Raw genomic sequence first — 17,609 nt, 5'->3', positions numbered from 1 at the left:
CCCGCCTGCGGATCGGCATGCAGAGTCGGCAAGGAGGCCGCGTCATGGCACCCTCTGCGAATCCATACACCCCGCCCAAGCTTCCGCGTGCTCCCTGCCGACCACGGTGGGGCTTGGTCGCGCTGCTGAGCCTCGTGCTCGCGGGCGATACGATGTGGTGGGTGATGATGCGTCCTCAAGACTCGACGCTCATTCCCGATCTCGCATCGAACCTCTTGGGGATGCGTCACTGCAACTGCGCATCGCGAAGGTCCGAAGTCTTCTTCGGCTGGTATGACGAGCAGGGCGATGCGTGGCGATTCGATTTTAACGGCTGGGTTGTTGACGATCCGCCGTGGATGCGGGTCCGGTGGTCGGGATACTTCGGCCGCAGCGGGCTCTGGGGCACATGTTCAACAGGCATGTGGTCGATGGTGGCGGTCGGCGAGACCCAGCGCCTCGACCGCGCCGAGTTCATGGACCTCTTCGACAAAGCGGCGGCGGCCGAGGTGCTCGCGTGGATCAGCGCGACGGACACCAACGACAGCGGCCGCAGCGTCGTGCTCATGCGTGAGGCGATTGAGGCTGGATCCCGACAAGGCTCGCCTGCGACCACGCTGGCCACGACGCACCATATTCAGGGCCGCACGGGCAACACCTACTATCCGACCACGATCGCCCACGACACGATCATGGGGTGTCTTGCTGCCACGTGGCTGGCGCTTGGTGTGCTCAGCGTGAGGCGTTCATCGGGCTGGCGGCGTGAGAAAATCCGGCGCCGACGCGCGTGCTGCGGGTCGTGCGGCTATGAACTGGTCGGGCTGCCCTTGCCGCTCTGTCCCGAGTGCGGGCGCGACAACGGGCGCGGCGAGGCGATCGGGCGTAGCGGGCGATACACTGGCCCTGATGCGCCCAGTTGAAGTCATGGCCTGCGTGTGGATGGTGGCGGCGGCGGTGCTCGGGGGCTGCGCCCGGCAGCATGTGCGCAGCCACGAGCCATCGGACCTGAGCGCGTCGCCGACGGCCAGTTCCTGGCACACGATCGGCCACTCGACGCAGGGGCGCGATATCGAAGCCGCGACGATCGGGCGCGGCAGCGTGCGGGTGCTGATCGTCGGGTCGATTCATGGCAACGAGACCGAGGCGCTGGCGGTGATGGACGACCTGCGGCGGCACATGCTGGTCTTCGCAGCGGATCGGGCGACGGTGCGGCTGATCCGCGACATCAACCCCGACGGCACACGGCTCGGGCGGCGGACCAACGCGCGCGGAGTCGATCTCAACCGCAACTGGCCCGCGTTCAACTTCGCGCCAGCGCCCTCGCGCGGGCTTGAGCCTGGCAGTGAGGTCGAGACGCGGCTGCTGCTGCACGAGCTGCGCGGCTTCGGGGCGCACGCGACGCTTGTGTGTCATTCGATCCCGCGCGGTCCGTTCGTGAACTTCGATGGCCCGGCCGAGGGTCTTGCTGCGGCATTTGCAACTGCGGCTGCGCGCTCCGACCCGCGCTGGCGCGTCGAGCCGACGATGGGTTATGCGACGCCCGGCTCGCTGGGTTCGTTTGTCGGCGTCGATCGCAGCGAGCCGATCCTGACGATCGAGTTTGCCCGCGGGCACGAGCCGGGGATGGCGCGCGAAGCGCTGCTCGCGGGCACACTGGCGGTGATCGAGGCGCTCGAAAGCGCTGAAAGGAACGGGCGATGAGCGACCAGCAGGCACTAGCACGCGCCGCGCTTCGAGCAGCGGGTCGCGCGCGCTCGCAGCTGGCCGGTGCGCGTTCTTCGCTTTGCCTGTGCCTGCTGGTGGCGATCGCGCTCATGGGCGGGTGCTCCGGCATCGAGTCACGGCTGCTGAGCACACCGCGTTCTACCTGGGACACGCCCGAGCGGGCGCGCGAGGTCTGGATCGATCTGGCCGACGGCGGGCGGCTGCACGGCTGGCTGTTTCTGCCGCAGTCGAGCCGGCCACTCGAGGACGCCGAGCCGGAACAAACCGCGGCGCGCCTGCCACTCCCGGCGGTGCTCTATCTGCACGGCCGGGCCGACAGCATGGCGTTGTATCGCGAGGCGGCACCGGTGTTCAGCGATGCGATCGGCGTGGCGCTGCTGATGGTCGATTACCGAGGCTGGGGCAAATCGAGCCAGGCAAACCCGCTGGGCCGGCGCAGCCTGCTCGACGATGCGCGGGCGGCGCTGGCGCACCTGCGCGCCATGCCGGAGGTCGATGACCAGCGCATCGCGCTCTGGGGCGCGAGCATGGGCGGGCACCCGGCGACGGCGCTGTTCGCCGAGGAGGCTGAACTTGCGGCCCTGGTGCTGTGGGCCAGTCCGGCCGACTCCAAGCGGCTGCTGGCCGACCATCGTCGGCGGCTGGGCTTTGCGGCGTACACGGCCGGGGCGATCGGGTTGCGCCGCTGGCGCGAGCCAAGGCACGAGATCGCGGGCGCGACGGGCCGCCCCGTCCTGATCGTGCACGGGCTGCTCGACGGAGTGGTGCCGATCGGCCACGGCGTCACGCTGCACAACACGGCGCTGGCGGCTGGCGCGCGGGCCGAGTGGTACAGCGACCTGAGCGGCCACGAAGGCCTCAGCCCGGGCGCACGCAACCGCATCGAGGAGTTCCTGCGCACGCACCTCGGGCTGAGCGGCGCGCCCGCGCTGCTGCGCGAAGCGATCGACGCCATCGCGACCCACACGCTGGGCCGCGAGCGCCACGACTGGGCGGCGGTCGAGCGCGACCTGCGGGCGGGGCTGGAACCCGGGCAGCCGCAGCGCGCGGCCCACGAGGCGATCGGGGCGGCGGTGGCGCGACTGGGTGACGCGCACGCGCGCTTCATCGCGTTGGCAGCGCCGACTCCCGACGATGTGCCCGAGCAGCTGGCCCAGGCTCCCCAGGCTGATGAGTCTCTGCCGCCGGCTGGCCCCGCCGCGCCGTCGATCCCCCTCACGCCCCGGGGCCGCGTGCTCGATGATGGCACAGCGTATCTGGTCGTTCCCGGCTGCTACGCGCCAGACACCGAGGCCCTGCGCGACTGGGCCCGCGCGGCCTGCGACGAGGTCTCTCGGCTGGCGGCGCACGCGCCGCGCGGGTGGCTGATCGATCTGCGGCTCAACGGCGGGGGCAATCTCTGGCCCATGCTCCTCGGTCTCGAGCCGCTGCTGGGCGATGGAGTGCTGATGACCATGGTCGGAGACGGCGGCGGGGATGGCGCACGCGACGGTGTCGGCACAGGCGAGGGGGTTGAAACCAGCCGCGTCCAGAGCCGCTTTGGCGTCGGAACCGAAGACGGGAGCACCGCGGCGTGGATCGAATGGGGCGGCCAGCGCATCGTGCAGCTCGACTGGGCGGGCCAGCCTCCGCCCGCGCTGGCGGTGCCGCTCGACGGGCGTGATGACTCGAATCGCGATGGCGGCAGTGGCCCGCGCGTCGCGGTGCTGCTGGGCCCATGGACGATCAGCAGCGGCGAGGCGCTGGCGCTGTGCCTGCTGTCGCGCGCGGGCACGCGATCGTTCGGCGAGCCGACAGCCGGGCTGACGACGGTGACGCAGGGCTTTGCGCTCTCGGACGGCTCGATGCTGATCCTGCCGGTGTCGCTCATGGGCGATGCCGCGGGCCGCGCGATCCACGGCCCGCTCGCACCGATGAATCTCGTGCCCTTCGCATCCTGGCCCGACGCCGACGACGAGGCCGCCCGCGCGGCCCGGGCGTGGCTGGGGCGGTAAAGTTCGCGCGGGGTGCTCGCCAACCCCTATACTTGGCCATCGCACGGGGCGCGGCGGGCCATTCGGGGTCCGGCCGCTGAGAAGCACCCGTTGAACCTGATCCGGTTCGGACCGGCGGAGGGATGGCGATGGAAGAACATGCTGCAACGGGCGGCCGCGCGCCGATGGGCGGGCCTGAACTCGGGCCGATGACCGACACCACCAACACGCGCAGCGACGTGGCCGCGATTCTGCTGGCGCACAGCCGGGCTGCCGATCGCGATCTCTTCGCCGCGTGCCGAAGCCTCACGGACAAACAACTCGACCGTGCGTTTGCGATGGGGCCAGGCTCGATCCGTGCCACGCTGGCCCACAACATCGGAGCGATGCAGGTCTGGGCCGATGCGTACGCCGGTCGCCCGCGGCGCGGGTGGCTGCCCGACGAGGGACCCAGGAGCCTTACTGAACTCGAGCGCCTGGCCGAAGAAGCCCACGAAGAATGGGCCACGATCGCCGGATCGCATCCGCTCGACACGGTGCTCGAACGCCAGCGCGATGGCAAGACGCAGCGCTTCACCCGCGCCCACATCATCGCGCACGTCACGACCCACAGCGTCCACCACCGCGCACAGATGATCAACATGCTCCGGCAGTTGGGCGTGAGCCCGCTGCCCACCGGCAGCGCGATGTCGTGGGTCACGACGTCGCTAGATCTCGCACGCTAAGAACAACCATGACACAGCCGCCGTCGCGCACGCCGCGGCGACGCTTCAAGGAATCAGACCATGACCACCACGCCCATAAAGACAAATCAAACTGACGCTGCTCGCCCAAGCCCCGCTCGCAAGGCCGCCGACCTGACAACCGCAAGGCTCCGCAGCGGCGCGACGCTGCGCGAGGCCTTCCGCGTCAGCGCCGCCGGACCCGCCTGGCCCGACGCACGCTGGCAACTGCCGACCCACGGAGCCATGAACCCCGGAGCCGAAGCCTCCGCCACCACCCCCGGCTCATTCGCGCTGGCTCCTGACATCGGTGGCCCGCTCATGTTCGCCAGCCCCGATACGCCCGGCATGCCCGCACCCAGCGACAAGACGGCCTGGGACTTCCTGCCGCAGGGTTGGAGTGTCGAGGTCCTCGACACGTCTTGCGAGCCCGCACATTCCAAGACCCAGGGATCTCAAGCCCCGGGCACGCAGTCCGTCGTCTTCACGACCGCACTCGGCCGCACACTGCGCGTCACCTGCCCCGCAGGCTTTGCACCCGTCACGCAACTCGAACACGCCCGCCTCGGGATCATCACGCCGCAGATGCGCCGCGTGGCCCAGCGCGAGCCGCACCTGAGCCCCGAGCAAGTGCGCGACGAAGTGGCCGCGGGCCGCATGGTCATCCCGGCCAACATCAATCACCTGCGCCACCGCCTCGACCCGATGTGCATCGGCCGCGCGAGCATGACCAAGGTCAACGCCAACATGGGCGCCAGCCCAGTCAGCAGCGGCACCGATGAAGAACTCGAAAAACTCGACTGGGCCATCCGGTGGGGCGCAGACACCGTCATGGATCTCTCAACCGGCGGCGACCTCGACGCCTGCCGCGAGGCCTTCTGCCGCCACTCGACCGTGCCCATCGGCACCGTGCCGATCTACTCGATGATCATCGGCAAGAAGATCGAAGATCTCGACTGGCCGACGATCCAAGCCACGTTGCGCAAGCAGGCCGAGCAGGGCGTTGATTACTTCACGATCCACGCCGGCGTGCGCCGCTCGCACCTCAAGTTCGTCAAGAACCGCCTCATCGGCATCGTCAGCCGAGGCGGATCGCTGCTGGCCAAGTGGATGCTGGTGCACAACCGCGAGAACATCATGTACGAGCGGTGGGAGGACATCTGCGCGATCCTGCGCGAGCACGACGTGACGTTCTCGATCGGCGATGGACTGCGCCCGGGCGGTCTGGCCGACGCCACCGACGCGGCGCAACTGGCCGAACTCGAAACCCTCGGCGAACTGACCGAACGTGCCTGGCGCTGCGGCGTGCAGGTCATGATCGAAGGCCCCGGGCACGTGCCATTCGATCAGATCGAGTACAACGCCAAACTCCAGCGCGCCCTCTGCCATGGCGCCCCGTTCTATGTGCTCGGGCCGCTCGTGACGGATGTGTTTCCGGGATACGACCACATTACATCGTGCATCGGCGCGACCGCGATCGCCTATCACGGCGCGAGCATGCTCTGCTACGTCACGCCCAAGGAACACCTCGGCCTGCCCAAGCGCGGCGACGTCAAGGAAGGATGCATCGCCTACAAGATCGCAGCCCACGCCGCTGATGTCGCTCTGGGCATCCCCGGCTCGCGCGACTGGGATGACGCGTTGACCAAGGCCCGCGCCGCCCTCAACTGGCAACAGCACTTCGAACTGGCCTTCGACGAAGACACCGCGCGGGCCTATCACGACGAAGACCTCGATGTGGACACCGATTTCTGCGCCATGTGCGGCCACGACTGGTGCAGCGTGCGCATCAGCAAGGAGATTCAGGAGTTCGCCAGCGGCAAGGCCGAGGGCTTCGAGCGCGTCGGAAAAGACGGCAAGGCAGGAGCACCAGTCAAAAGCGACGCGCTCTCGCTCGAGCAACAACGCATCCTCGAATCCCGCGGCTATCTCTCGCCCGAAGAGATCCACCGCCTCGCAGCCAAAGTCAAGGGCAAGGTGCCAGCCAAGGAAGAAGGCAAGGCCGCATGCCACTCGGACTTTGTCGACGACGACACCGCCCGCCGCCTCCAGCGAGAGCAGGTCGTTCAGCTCAATGCGGCACCGGCACACGGGATCGCGAAAGAGGATCGGTTGATTTAAGTTTCTAGCCCATTTGAGCGAGCGCGAACTGGGGCATGTTCAAGCCCCCGCGAGAGCAGACCCTCACGCACCGGTCCGACGACGCTGCAATAGCCACAATGGGGCGATACACACAATCGCGAGAGCGCCGGGCGCTGGGATGACGCGGATGGTGGCGGGGGTGATGATGCGGGTGGAGCCGGGGTCGGAGTCGCCTATCCAATCCAATGAAATTTCGTAGTTGAGCCACCAGGTCACAAGATGAAACCCTGAGGTTGGAAAGACATCCAGGTTGATCTCTCCAAGAACACTTGGCTCAAGCGTTATATCCACCTCGAAGAGATGTATTGGGTTGTCGAGCGAAATCCAGCCAAGGACCAAATCATTCCAGCCAATAACATCGAGAAGCGAGTTGTTGCTCGGCGTGCCATGCGATAATGCAGCCATGGCTGGAATTCGGGCCGTCGAAAACACTCCGCTCACCCCGCTAGCCATTATATTCGCGCGAAACCCATTGAACGCGCCATTGCCTTCATTGAGTATGGATCCAGAAGCTTCAGCCCACACGGAGGCCGTGAATGTGCTGCCGGCTTGTACCTCTGCTGGCGCTTCAATCCAGATGTGGAAAACCGCGTCAGCGGAGGCGGGCAGCGCCAGCGTTGTGATGCTGAGGAGGGCAATTTGTACACAACGGATTTTCATGACTTGCAACTCCTCCAGATTTGAGGTACATTCCTCCAGACAAGATACCACACATTGGCTCAGGAGGCAACCCAATGTCCGCTCTGAAAATGCCCATTTTGACCACTCTTCTACCTTTGGCCATATTTGTTGGGGGGGGCGTTCGGACAATTCGGCGGCGGGCCTGGTGGTTGGGGGCAGATCGAGCCGATTGAGCCGTATGACCCAATGTTCAATCCGGACTGGGCCAATGCGAGCACCAATCCCTTTCATCGCGGGCAGCACTGGCTGATGACGACGCGCGTGCCGCACGCGTGGACCATGGTGGGATACGACCCGAACAATCCGCCCGAGCCGAACTTGACGGATCCGAATCGGATCATCGCATTTATTGACTCTGGAATCGATCTGGACCATATTGAGTTTGGGGGGAGACCGGGGACTGGTGGGTCCCGAATTTCCGCACAGAGCGTCTCGATATTTCAAGAGAATTATCCTAGTGGAACTCAAAATGTGTGCAATTGCGATTCCGCAGTCATGACACCAGCCCCAGAGGACACAGCCCCTCTTATCATTGGTGCTACTTCTCACGGAACACTCGTGGCTGGGATCGCGGCGGCAGAGCCCAACGGCATTGGAATGGTTGGCACATGCTGGGATTGCGGCATTCTTGTGATTCGAGTCTTCGCGTACTCCCCCGACGCTCCTTGTGGGGGAGGTTCAATCGGCACATTATGTCGACAAAGTGAACTGTCGATTGCCGCCTCCATCCGTTATGCCGCCGGCTGGGATCAGTCACTCAATGGTGGATTGGGTGGATATCTTGAACAGCCTCGCGCCAGGATTATCTCGATTTCGGATCAGTCGCAAGGGGGGTTCAGCGGCATCGGTTGCACTGACAACCCTGCTGCTCGCCCCGAGATCGTTGCCGCCATTGAAGAAGCCTATGGCCAAGGATGCATCATCGTCGTCCTCGCTGGAAACGTTAATTCAGTTCAGCCGTGCTGGATGACGAGCGACCCTGTGACAGAGGATCCGGATGATACACAATGCACGCCTCTTGCGGGATGGATTCCAGAGGAGATTCAAAACGGGATCGCGATACATCCCAAGACGATCGTGGTTGGCGGAACATGCATGTGGGGAACGAACTGGTTGTGCCGGTCTCGCATCAACCCCTTGCGATCGAATGTATATATTGAGCCGTGTTGTCCTCTACAAGACGAGAACTGGTGCAATGCATACTACCCCAGTCTGCCTGAGGGAGCAGACCCGGATCGACTGCCGGTGCTTTCGGTTGTTGCACCGATGTCACACGTCTTTGGTACCTGGGGTGACGGGCTATGGGACGAACATACACCACTGAGCAACAACGATTTCGGCATTCCGCCAGCGGGCACATCGTTTGCCACACCGCAGGTCGCAGGTATTGTTGCGCTGATGCTGCGTGTAAATCCCAATCTCACCTTTGAAGATGTCAGGCATATACTCGAAGTCACCGCGACCGACATCGAAGATCCCGGCTATGACGCCAAGACCGGCCACGGCCTGGTCAACGCGCGAGCCGCGGTCGAATATGTTATCAAGATGGCGCTTCCTGCAAACTTCAACGGCGACGAAAGCATCGACACGCTCGACGCCATCGACTTTCTCATCGCCTATGGCCAAGGTGACCTGACGGCCGACCTCGATCTCGACGGCCAGCACACCGAAGCGGATCTTGCAATCTTTCTGGACAGTTATCTTACAGATTGAGTCCCGCGCAGGTCCATATCGTCTTGGGCTTTCGCCCTCATCTCAGACATGCCGGGTGGTTGCGTGGCGGGTTGCTGATGGTCGGATGCCAGGTCACTTCTGCAAAGGCACCCGTTGCACCGGCTTCGGCGCGGGTTCCACGGGCGTCGCACGCACACTGATCGCCGGGCCAATGGTCGGTGTGAATCCGCCCGGCTCGCCCGCGTGCACCACGATCTCGTCGAAGAACAGGTGGTAATCCTCGGGCGCAGGCCCGCCGCCGTAGTTGACGTTGAACCACATCCGGTCAATCTTCAATTTTTCGGTATGTCGAAAGACGACCGTGCGTTCATCCACCGCGACGCGTCCATCGACCCAGACCTGGAGGATCCCGTCGGGCCGACCTTTGCCGTCGGCCACGGTGTTGAGTCGAACGTGCTGGACAATGTGATACCAGCGGTCGCGTTCAAAGCGTGCGACGCCCTTCGTGTGCCAGTCGAAAAAAGTCGAGTTGCCGCCCTTGGCTTCCATATCCGCCAGGTACGCGAGCGTGGCAACACGAATCGGAGCCCCCTTGGGTGCCGGGTAAAACATGCTGCGCGCCGACCACCCATTGGACACATGTGGCCCCCACCCCGCCTTCTTGTACGTGCCCGCAAACCCCGGCAGTTTGCCCGACTCAACAGGATTGAACGTGTTGGCGAACCGCATCAGATAGCTGGCGGTGGCGATCTCGGGTTCGAGGTAGAGTTGGCGTTCGAAGTTGAACTCGAACTGGTGCGTGCCTTCGTGCCCGCCTTCTTTGATCGTGACACGGATCGCGTCGCCGCCGTTGCCGTTCATGGAAGGCTGGAAACCAAAGCGAGTGTCGTCCGCCCTGTGCAGTTCAACGGTCTTCTCGAACCGGTCGCCACGCCATCCGACTTTCCATGCACGCGAGGCAAACCCGCTCTCAAAGGCATCAAACTCGCCCCGGACAGGAAAGCAGCCCGCCATCGTGATGAGCAGGACCGAAAGAAGCAGGCCAACGAAGAGTTTGGGCAGTCGGATATCCGTCCGTGACATGTGGCAACCTCGTCATTCACGTTTGGGCTTACTCAACCATACACCGGTTTCCCACAATCTGCACCGTGCGATTTTCCTACTGACATTTCCTCAGAAACGGATCCGAGTGTCGGATTCGCGTTTTTTGGCGCCTGAAGCGGTAGTGAGTCCTAACTTGTGGTCAGTTCGTGGTTTACCCTTGTGCAAACTTTTCACGAAGATCCCGGTTCGGGTTGCACGGTGGGATGCAGATGTGGTACATTGTGGATCTTCGAGGGTTCGGCATCACTGGACGCTCGATGGTGTCGGGGTCGGCCCAATCGCGGGTCGGAATGTGTTACGACCTACACGCAACTGGACAGGAGCACTCGAGAACAAAAGCAGCCAGCAGGTCTCTCTCTCCTCCAGCAGGAGGATGAGGGTTAACCCTGACCGAGTCATTGGGCGAGTCAGGTTTGTATATGTCTCCGCCCGCAGCCCGTGCGCCCGCGCACGGGACTGATTCGATGTCCGCCGACCGATCGAAGCAGCAGGGAGCAGAAGGAGGATCTGCTCCGGCCGCCAGATAAGGGTCGGCGGCATCGCTTTTGTCGCGACCTGCCCCTTTTCACGACCCTGAGCCAGATTCACCACGCCAGCGTCTGCACCACGCCCTCGCGGGCATCTCCACCCATCACTCCGTGCCGAAGTGTGTACAGCCCAACCTGAGGCTTGCACCGAAACCGAACCGGCACCACTGTTTCCCTAATTCCCCGCGAAATGCAGCACAGGGTCGCGCCAAGCCGAATCACGCCCGTGGCAGACCGCGCTCCGAGGTCGCACGATGTGTGCGGGCAGAATCGCGGACTGATGCGTATTTGCCCGCCATGGGTGTGCCCCGCGAGCACGAGATCAATCCCCATCGCAGCAGCCGGGACGATCTGGGTCGGATAGTGCGCCAGCAGAATCGAAAACCCCATGTCGGCTGTCCCGCCCTGGCCATCCTGCGCCATTGCTCCGAGCAGGTCCTCGGGTTCACTTGTTCCGACGATCAGCAGATCTCCCACCCTTGTGCGCTCATTGTTGAGCCATCGCACGCGGTCGGTCACCTGGCGGACCAGTTCCGGTGTGTCGTGGTTGCCGAAGATCCCGAACGCGCCTATCCGGGCTCGCCACGACGCACTCAACGTTTCGAGAAAATCGCACGCGTCCGCCTCTGAGCCTCGGCGTTCGATGTAGTCGCCTGTCAGCACGACGAGGTCCACCTCGACCGAACCGACCAAATCCACGAGTTCCACCATTCTGGGGTCTTCACGCCAAGCGCGTTTAAGGTGAAAGTCAGAAAGATGCAGAATTGTCAACCCGTCCACCCCTTGCGAAACCCTCGGGTGCTCGATCTCGTAGCATTCAAGGCTGATGCGTGGGGCTCGGCGCGATCGCTCGGGTGATCGGTTCAAGACGGGACTCCTCGGAGACAGCGACACGGTATACTGTTCGACCCGGCTGGCAACAGCAGCCTGTCCTTTGGGAGGGTCGGCTGCGGGCTCACACGAATTATCGGAGACGGTCATGGCGAAAATGTTCTACACGCTGGAAGAAACGGCCTCCAAACTCGGCATGACCCCCAAAGAAGTCAGCCAACTGGCCTCGAGTGGACAGCTTCAGGAGTTCCGCGACCGCGACCGCCTCATGTTCAAGGTCGAACAGGTGGATCTGCTCGCTGGCGCAGGTGGCGGAGATGACGGCATCCCCCTGGCTGACAGCGGCGACCTGGAACCCATCGGCATGTCGTCCTCCGGCAGCGGATCGGTCTTCGGCGTTGAAGATATCAAGGACCAGACCGGCATCAGCATCTTCGAACCAGACTCCGGCGATGACGCCGACCCCAGCGCCCAAACACAGGTCAGCGGCGGACTCGGAGCTCCCAGTTTCGTCGCCGATTCTGGCGCGTCAGGTTCCGGCCTGCTCGACTTCACTCGCGAGCCCGACGACACCAGCCTCGGCGCCGATCTCCTCGAGGACGTCTACTCATCCTCAGGCTCGCGCAGCGGCGGGCGATCGGGCGGCAGCGCCATCGGTGGATCGGCCATCGGACAAGCAGCCTCCGAAGAACTCTTCGAACCCGCTGGCGGGCACTCGGACGTCTCTTCCGCCGGCGCAGTACCCGCCATGATGATGATGCGCGACGCATACGACGGACCATGGTCGGGCGTCGTCGGCGGCATCGCGCTGGGCATGGTCGTCCTGCTCGCCCTTGCACTCGCCGTCGCGATCTTCGGCATGACCGGAGCGGCTGGCGCCATTCTCTCGAATCTCTCATCGGGCATGATGTGGGGCATCGTCGGTGGCGGAGCAGGCATCATGGTGCTCGCAGCGATTATCGGTTGGGTCGCTCTTCGTCGTTCCTGACAGGCAGCATCAACCAAACGTATTACGCCCATAGAACACGGGCGTCGGTCAACTCGCTTCGGCCGCCTTCGATACCGAGCCGATCGAAGGCGCCCGACCGCGCGTACAGGCATCGGCCCGCATCATTGACCGCGATATGAGCGTCTCCGACTGAAATACATGTGAGGTCATTCGAACGCACCACAACTGCACCGAGTGAGCCGATCGCTTCGTCTGCAAACGTCTGCTCCAGGCCTTCGATGTGAGTCACGGTCAGCGTCGATCGCATCTGCCACAGATCAACCACGAGAGCGATCTCGCATCGCGCCAGTTTGTTCCCGGCGAGCACGCACGACTGGGCCTTCCATCGCATCTCGATGCTTCGAGGGGCCAGCACCGCCGCCGGGCGAGGAACCCCGCTGTCCGAAATTCGCACTGTCCTACCGAGACTGCTCATCGTGCCCGATCCCTAATTGATCATCCTGACTTCTTGCCTGTTCTTGAAGCCTTGGTCAAAAGCGTTGCAGCCAGTTGAAGCCCCGAACCCGTTGGGCCTGCGAACCGCTCGCTGAGTTTGGCCACGATTTCCAGAAACTCGATCATGGCGTCAAGCCGATCGGACATGCCGCTGGCGCCTTCGTCCAACCCCGTCGCACCCAGTTCATCGCGGATTTCGTGCAGCGAAACCAGCAAAGGATCGACCTCGCGCTTGCGTCGTTCGCGCACGATGGAGCGGAAGATCGACCACACATCCTGCTCGGCCAGAAAATATTCCTTGCGGTCACCACGCTTGTGCACCTTGCTCACAATGCCCCAATCGACCAGCGCCCGCAGCGACATCGACGCATTCCCGCGCGAAATCTGAAGCCGATCCATGACATCGTCGGCACACAACGGCTCAGCCATGATGTACAGAAGTGCATGCACCTCCGCCATCGTGCGACTGATGCCCCAGACGCTCCCCATGCGGCCCCAGGCTTCGATGAACTGGGTCTCAGCAGGACGCGCTGGTGAAGGACGTGACATAGTGCTTCATTATCCACCAGCACCACCCGCGGATCTACATCTCTTTCAGAATATATTGAAACTCCATCACGAACCGCAAAGCCCTCGAACCATCGCCTGTGGCTCAAAAATAGAAGCGGCGGGCTGCAAGTGCAGCACCGCCGCCTTTCCGGGGGCAATAGAAGACATTGATATCTTATTCTAGCAACTTTGGTTCGACAAAGCCATCATGAATCGACCAAGACCAGTGCCAGTGTGAGGTTAGCAGCGTTGAATGCCGCGTGGAGGCCTATCGCGGCCAGCAGACCGTGACGCTCGAAAACGTATCCACAGGCCATCCCCAAAACCAGAATTGAGGGAATTGCATGCCAAGGCACCGGTTCGATGCCGATTCTGTGGGAGAGGGCAAACAATACCGCGGTGAGAGTGATGGCCAGCCACCGATTTTTGAGTACTCGCCCCCACGCCGATTGCAGGAAACCTCGATAAACGGTTTCCTCGAATACTGGCGCGCCCAGTATCGCTCCGGCCATCAGAATTTGAGCGGCCGGACGCCAAGGTTCGTGCACGATCTGTTCGAGCGTTGCGTGTGCGATCGGGTTCGGAGGTCGGCCTGTCAGCAGAGTGTGCACAACCACTGCTGAGTCCGAGACTAGAACAAGAACCGGAATCAGAGGCGCAAGCCACAGCACACCCCGAAGCAGGTTGAGAAACCGAACAGATTTCTGTGGCTCATAGAGAAAGCGTCGTGCCCATAACCAGGCCAGAGCGGACAGCACGATCGCCCAGCCGTACACACAGGCCGCAGCCGATGCAGACCGGACGAGATGTTCCCCATCGTGTGGCGCAGGCACAAGCCCCACGGTCAAGCCCCCGAGCAGATGAGTAAGGAAGAAAAGCCCAAACCCGGTTGCGAAGAGAAGCAGGGGTGAGATCGACGGTCCGATAGCTGCCGGTGGAGATTGGGTGTTGCGGCGGCTGTGATGTCGCGCGAACACCACGAGAACGATGGCAGTCAACAGGGCAGCGGCTGGGAGTCGATAGAGAATGACGGGGTTGAGACCCGCAGAGTCGGATACGAGGATCTCGGCGTCGGCCGGGATTGACGCGATGGCATCAGCAACAATGGTCGGTATGGCAAGAAATAGCGACAACTCGAATACGCCTCCGGTGCTGCGAGACATTGTTGAGCATAAGCGGGCCGAGGTATACGAAGCCAAAGCCAGAACTTCGATGCAGGAACTCGAAGCGATGGCCATTCAGGCCGACCCCCCCCGCAACTTCTTCAGCGCCGTGACACGCCATTCGGCTGCGATGCCTACTTCTGTCATTGCTGAGATCAAACGCAAGAGTCCGTCTGCGGGTCTGATTCGCGCAGAGTATGACAGCGATCATTTCAAGCCTGAGACTATCGCTCAACGGTATTACGAGTGCGGAGCAGCTGCGATTTCGTGCTTGACCGACGAACGATTTTTTGGCGGGCATCTTTCGTTCATCGAGCGCATCAAGGAAGCAGTGCCGTTGCCGGTGCTGCGCAAGGACTTCCTGATTGATCCGTGGCAGTTGTGGGAGAGTCGTGCGGCCGGGGCCGACGCGGTACTGCTGATCGCCGAGTGTCTGACTGAATCGCAGCTGGTCGACATGATGATTCTGTCGCAGCAGTTGCAGATGACGGCTCTGATCGAGGTGCATGACATGGAAAATCTTCTCCGTGTCAGGCCTCACATCGGGTTCCCGCATCCGACCTACTGCCTGCTGGGCATCAACAACCGAAATCTGGCAACGATGGAAACCGATGTCGCGCACACGCTGCGGCTGATGGATCTGGTCGATGATGCAGGGGTCGTGGTGAGCGAATCAGGCATCACTTTGCCCGAACACCTGGAACGCCTGCGTGCTCACAAAGTCCGAATCGCGCTCGTCGGCGAGCACCTGATGCGGCAGCCCGATCCGGGGGAGGCACTCAAAATTCTGCTCCAGAAGCCGGGTCAGAAGTCGTGACGAGGCGGTTGCGCACAAACAGTGTTGCGCAAGCGTTCATCACTGATAGGATATGTGGTTGAAGTTCCTATTTGCGGGAGGTGAGATTCATGCGAGTTCGCCAATTCTTCGTCATGTGCACGGTGGCATTGCTGCCAGCTTCGGCCTGTTTGGGTCAGACTGCGAGTGATCTGCTTCAGGAGGCAGCAGCAACGCTGCGCGAGACCAAAGCCATGCAGGCTGGTCTGGTTGTTCGCGGCGAAGGTGCTGAAATGTTCCGCGCCACGCTTCCATCGGGCACCTCCAAGATGCTGCTGATGCAAGTTGCCAAGGAGCCATCCGAAGACAGTGATGAAGCGGCCGAGCCTGAGGGCATTGAATGGTTGCTGCGGCTTTCTGGGCGCGGAACATCGGGCAGCGCGCAAGAGCCTGATCCCATCGACTTCGACATGATCCGGACGACAGCGCACGATCGCTGGGTCGACCACAAGATGCGCAAGGTATTCGAGATGCCTGCGGCGCGCGCGGTTGCGACGCGCAGTTCGGCTTATATGGCCTCGCGCCTTCATGTGCCGACAGAGCTGCTCCAATCTGAACCGCTCAAGGACGAACTGGCTGCCTCCGAAGTCTCACTCGCAGCCGAAACCGTCGATGTCGAAGGCGTCAAGTGCCATGTCGTCGATGTCACCTATCAGGCGACTCAGCCTGCTCCCGGGCGCAATGCCCGCCTCAATCAGCGTGCCAAGTTCTACATCGGAGTCGATGACCAGATCATTCGGCGCATCGACCGGATCTCCGGCTCGGGCGCAATGTCCATGACGATCGTTCTTGAATTCTCGAACGTCGAGGCGAAGGTGGAACTCAAGCCCGAGGACTTCGAACTCAAACTTCCCGAAGGCTACGAACTCGCAGCCGGCTCGACCGGGCCGACCTCAACCGTGAGAACCAACACGGCGAGCGTTCGCCCGGCCAACGCAGAGTCGGCCCCGCGAGCGATCAATGCCAGGCCCGTCGTGGTCTATCCACCAGCCCCAGCCTTTGCCGTCAAAAACATACAAGGCCAGGATCTCACGCTCGAATCACTTCGTGGCTCACCCTCGGTTCTCTACTTCTGGGGCACATGGTGCATGGAATGTCGCGAGTACAACCCGTTGATCAGCGACCTTGCGGGGCAGTTTGCCGACAAGGGAGTGCGTGTCATCGGGCTTGCAGCACGCGAACGTGATCCTTCAGCCGCGACCTCTGTTGCGTCGCTGCGCGGCTATGCATTCGAGCTCGTCTCTGATGGAGGTGCTGCTGCCAGGGCTTTCAACGTCGAAGTCTTTCCGACCATTGTGGTGCTCAACAGTGAGGGTGGCGTGATCGGCACCGAGCAGGTCCGTCGCGGAGTGACGACATCGGACGTAATGTCGCGTGTTCGTGCACACTTGGCCAAAGCCATCCCCGCTGCTGCTACGCCCGATCAGGATGAAGTTCCCTGACGCTTGATGTGCCGCTGCATCGCGCGCCCGAGCACGAAATCAGTCAGTCCCGGAGCCGCGACCGAGAGTGCGAGCGCGAGGCGCACCGTGTGACTCGTCCAGACCTCGCCGCGAGGCTTGCGCAGGCATCGCACAATCGCACGGGCAACCCGCTCGGGGCTTTGCACAAACAACCCCTCGCGCGAGGGGCGTTCCATCAACAGACGCCCTCCCCCACTGCGTGCAGCCAGCATGTCGAACAGCTCGGTCGTCGTGCGGATCGGATGGACGGTCGAAACATGCACGCCTTCGCGAGCCAGTTCGTGGCGCATCGCTCGGCCGAAGAAATCCTGACACGCCTTGGTCGAGGCGTAGCACCCATACCTTGGCACACTGATCTTTGAGAGACAACTTGAGCAAAAAAGCACATGTCCAGCACCAACGCTGCGGAACACCTCACACGCCGGTCGGATGATGTTCAATGATCCGAAGAAGTTGACCTCGAACATCTCGCGAATTTCCGCGTCGGTCATGTCGAGTGCGTCCTTCTCGAGGCCATACCCGGCATTTGCAAATACAGCATGAACTGACCCAAATGCACTCACCGTCTGGTTCACGCATCGCGTGCAATCATCGGGCGACTCGACCGAGCCGACGCAGACGATGGCCTTGCCACCCTCGCTCTCGATTCGACCCTTGAGCATTTCGAGTCGATCGGCACGGCGAGCCATCAGCGCGACAGGCATGCCCGCGCGAGCGCACACCAGCGCCGTTGCCAGTCCGATACCGCTGCTCGCACCCGTGATGACGATTGGCTTTCCGACGAGGTTGATCTTCAC

The 17,609-nt window shown here is 62.7% G+C and carries 16 protein-coding genes and 1 riboswitch; of the genes, 9 read left to right on the top strand and 7 right to left on the bottom strand.

All coding sequences use genetic code 11. The features are described from left to right. Positions 1-44 precede the first annotated feature (44 nt). The 5 genes from KF757_02060 to thiC all read left to right on the top strand — a co-directional run bounded on the left by KF757_02060 (position 45) and on the right by thiC (position 6,520). Entirely contained in the window at positions 45-899 is an 855-nt protein-coding gene (locus KF757_02060) for a hypothetical protein (protein MBX3321755.1), read from the top strand. Continuing rightward, positions 886-1,680, top strand: a complete 795-nt coding sequence (locus tag KF757_02055) for a DUF2817 domain-containing protein (GenBank protein MBX3321754.1) — start codon at positions 886-888, stop codon at positions 1,678-1,680. The genes KF757_02060 and KF757_02055 overlap by 14 nt, the downstream gene beginning before the upstream one ends. Continuing rightward, complete coding sequence (locus KF757_02050) at positions 1,677-3,698, top strand: alpha/beta fold hydrolase (GenBank protein MBX3321753.1); 2,022 nt, start codon at positions 1,677-1,679, stop codon at positions 3,696-3,698. Before KF757_02055 ends, KF757_02050 begins: the two co-directional genes overlap by 4 nt. A gap of 34 nt (positions 3,699-3,732) precedes the next feature. After that, a riboswitch (TPP riboswitch) is annotated at positions 3,733-3,839 on the top strand. Next, complete coding sequence (locus KF757_02045) at positions 3,827-4,402, top strand: DinB family protein (protein ID MBX3321752.1); 576 nt, start codon at positions 3,827-3,829, stop codon at positions 4,400-4,402. It overlaps the preceding riboswitch by 13 nt. A gap of 345 nt (positions 4,403-4,747) precedes the next feature. Beyond that, positions 4,748-6,520 (top strand): phosphomethylpyrimidine synthase ThiC, encoded by a 1,773-nt coding sequence (gene thiC / locus KF757_02040; protein MBX3321751.1) that lies wholly within the window; start codon positions 4,748-4,750, stop codon positions 6,518-6,520. A gap of 63 nt (positions 6,521-6,583) precedes the next feature. On the opposite strand, the gene KF757_02035 is transcribed toward thiC, so the two are convergent. Next, the gene (locus tag KF757_02035) at positions 6,584-7,201 is read right to left on the bottom strand and encodes a hypothetical protein (GenBank protein ID MBX3321750.1); all 618 of its coding nucleotides are present in this window, start codon (positions 7,199-7,201) and stop codon (positions 6,584-6,586) included. A gap of 129 nt (positions 7,202-7,330) precedes the next feature. Here KF757_02035 and KF757_02030 point away from each other — a divergent pair, with 129 nt between their 5' ends. Further along, positions 7,331-8,935, top strand: coding sequence for a S8 family serine peptidase (locus KF757_02030; GenBank protein ID MBX3321749.1), 1,605 nt, complete (start codon positions 7,331-7,333; stop codon positions 8,933-8,935). Positions 8,936-9,028: 93 nt separating this feature from the next. On the opposite strand, the gene KF757_02025 is transcribed toward KF757_02030, so the two are convergent. Next, the gene (locus tag KF757_02025) at positions 9,029-9,979 is read right to left on the bottom strand and encodes a hypothetical protein (protein MBX3321748.1); all 951 of its coding nucleotides are present in this window, start codon (positions 9,977-9,979) and stop codon (positions 9,029-9,031) included. 605 nt (positions 9,980-10,584) lie between these two features. Next, the gene (locus tag KF757_02020; GenBank protein MBX3321747.1) at positions 10,585-11,394 is read right to left on the bottom strand and encodes a metallophosphoesterase; all 810 of its coding nucleotides are present in this window, start codon (positions 11,392-11,394) and stop codon (positions 10,585-10,587) included. Positions 11,395-11,506: 112 nt separating this feature from the next. Here KF757_02020 and KF757_02015 point away from each other — a divergent pair, with 112 nt between their 5' ends. Then, positions 11,507-12,346, top strand: coding sequence for a hypothetical protein (locus tag KF757_02015; GenBank protein ID MBX3321746.1), 840 nt, complete (start codon positions 11,507-11,509; stop codon positions 12,344-12,346). Between the two features lie 22 nt (positions 12,347-12,368). Here the strand turns inward: KF757_02015 and KF757_02010 are convergent, their stop codons facing one another. From KF757_02010 to KF757_02000, 3 genes are all read right to left on the bottom strand, one after another. Then, positions 12,369-12,782, bottom strand: a complete 414-nt coding sequence (locus KF757_02010; GenBank protein ID MBX3321745.1) for a hypothetical protein — start codon at positions 12,780-12,782, stop codon at positions 12,369-12,371. Positions 12,783-12,802: 20 nt separating this feature from the next. Continuing rightward, positions 12,803-13,351 (bottom strand): ArsR family transcriptional regulator, encoded by a 549-nt coding sequence (locus KF757_02005; protein ID MBX3321744.1) that lies wholly within the window; start codon positions 13,349-13,351, stop codon positions 12,803-12,805. A 206-nt stretch (positions 13,352-13,557) separates the two neighbouring features. Next, positions 13,558-14,484, bottom strand: coding sequence for a CPBP family intramembrane metalloprotease (locus tag KF757_02000; protein MBX3321743.1), 927 nt, complete (start codon positions 14,482-14,484; stop codon positions 13,558-13,560). On the opposite strand from KF757_02000, the gene KF757_01995 reads away from it, so the two are divergent. Beyond that, positions 14,465-15,331 (top strand): indole-3-glycerol-phosphate synthase, encoded by an 867-nt coding sequence (locus KF757_01995; protein ID MBX3321742.1) that lies wholly within the window; start codon positions 14,465-14,467, stop codon positions 15,329-15,331. The two genes, KF757_02000 and KF757_01995, sit on opposite strands and share 20 nt — an antisense overlap. A gap of 89 nt (positions 15,332-15,420) precedes the next feature. Next, positions 15,421-16,791 carry a TlpA family protein disulfide reductase gene (locus KF757_01990; GenBank protein ID MBX3321741.1) on the top strand — a complete coding sequence of 457 codons (1,371 nt, stop codon included), beginning with the start codon at positions 15,421-15,423 and terminating at the stop codon, positions 16,789-16,791. Here the strand turns inward: KF757_01990 and KF757_01985 are convergent. After that, positions 16,773-17,609 carry an SDR family oxidoreductase gene (locus KF757_01985; protein ID MBX3321740.1) on the bottom strand — a complete coding sequence of 279 codons (837 nt, stop codon included), beginning with the start codon at positions 17,607-17,609 and terminating at the stop codon, positions 16,773-16,775. The genes KF757_01990 and KF757_01985 overlap by 19 nt on opposite strands.

The sequence above is a fragment of the Phycisphaeraceae bacterium genome (assembly GCA_019636795.1).
Classification (GTDB): Bacteria; Planctomycetota; Phycisphaerae; order Phycisphaerales; family UBA1924; genus JAHBWW01.
This window is presented reverse-complemented; position numbering and strand designations above follow the sequence as displayed.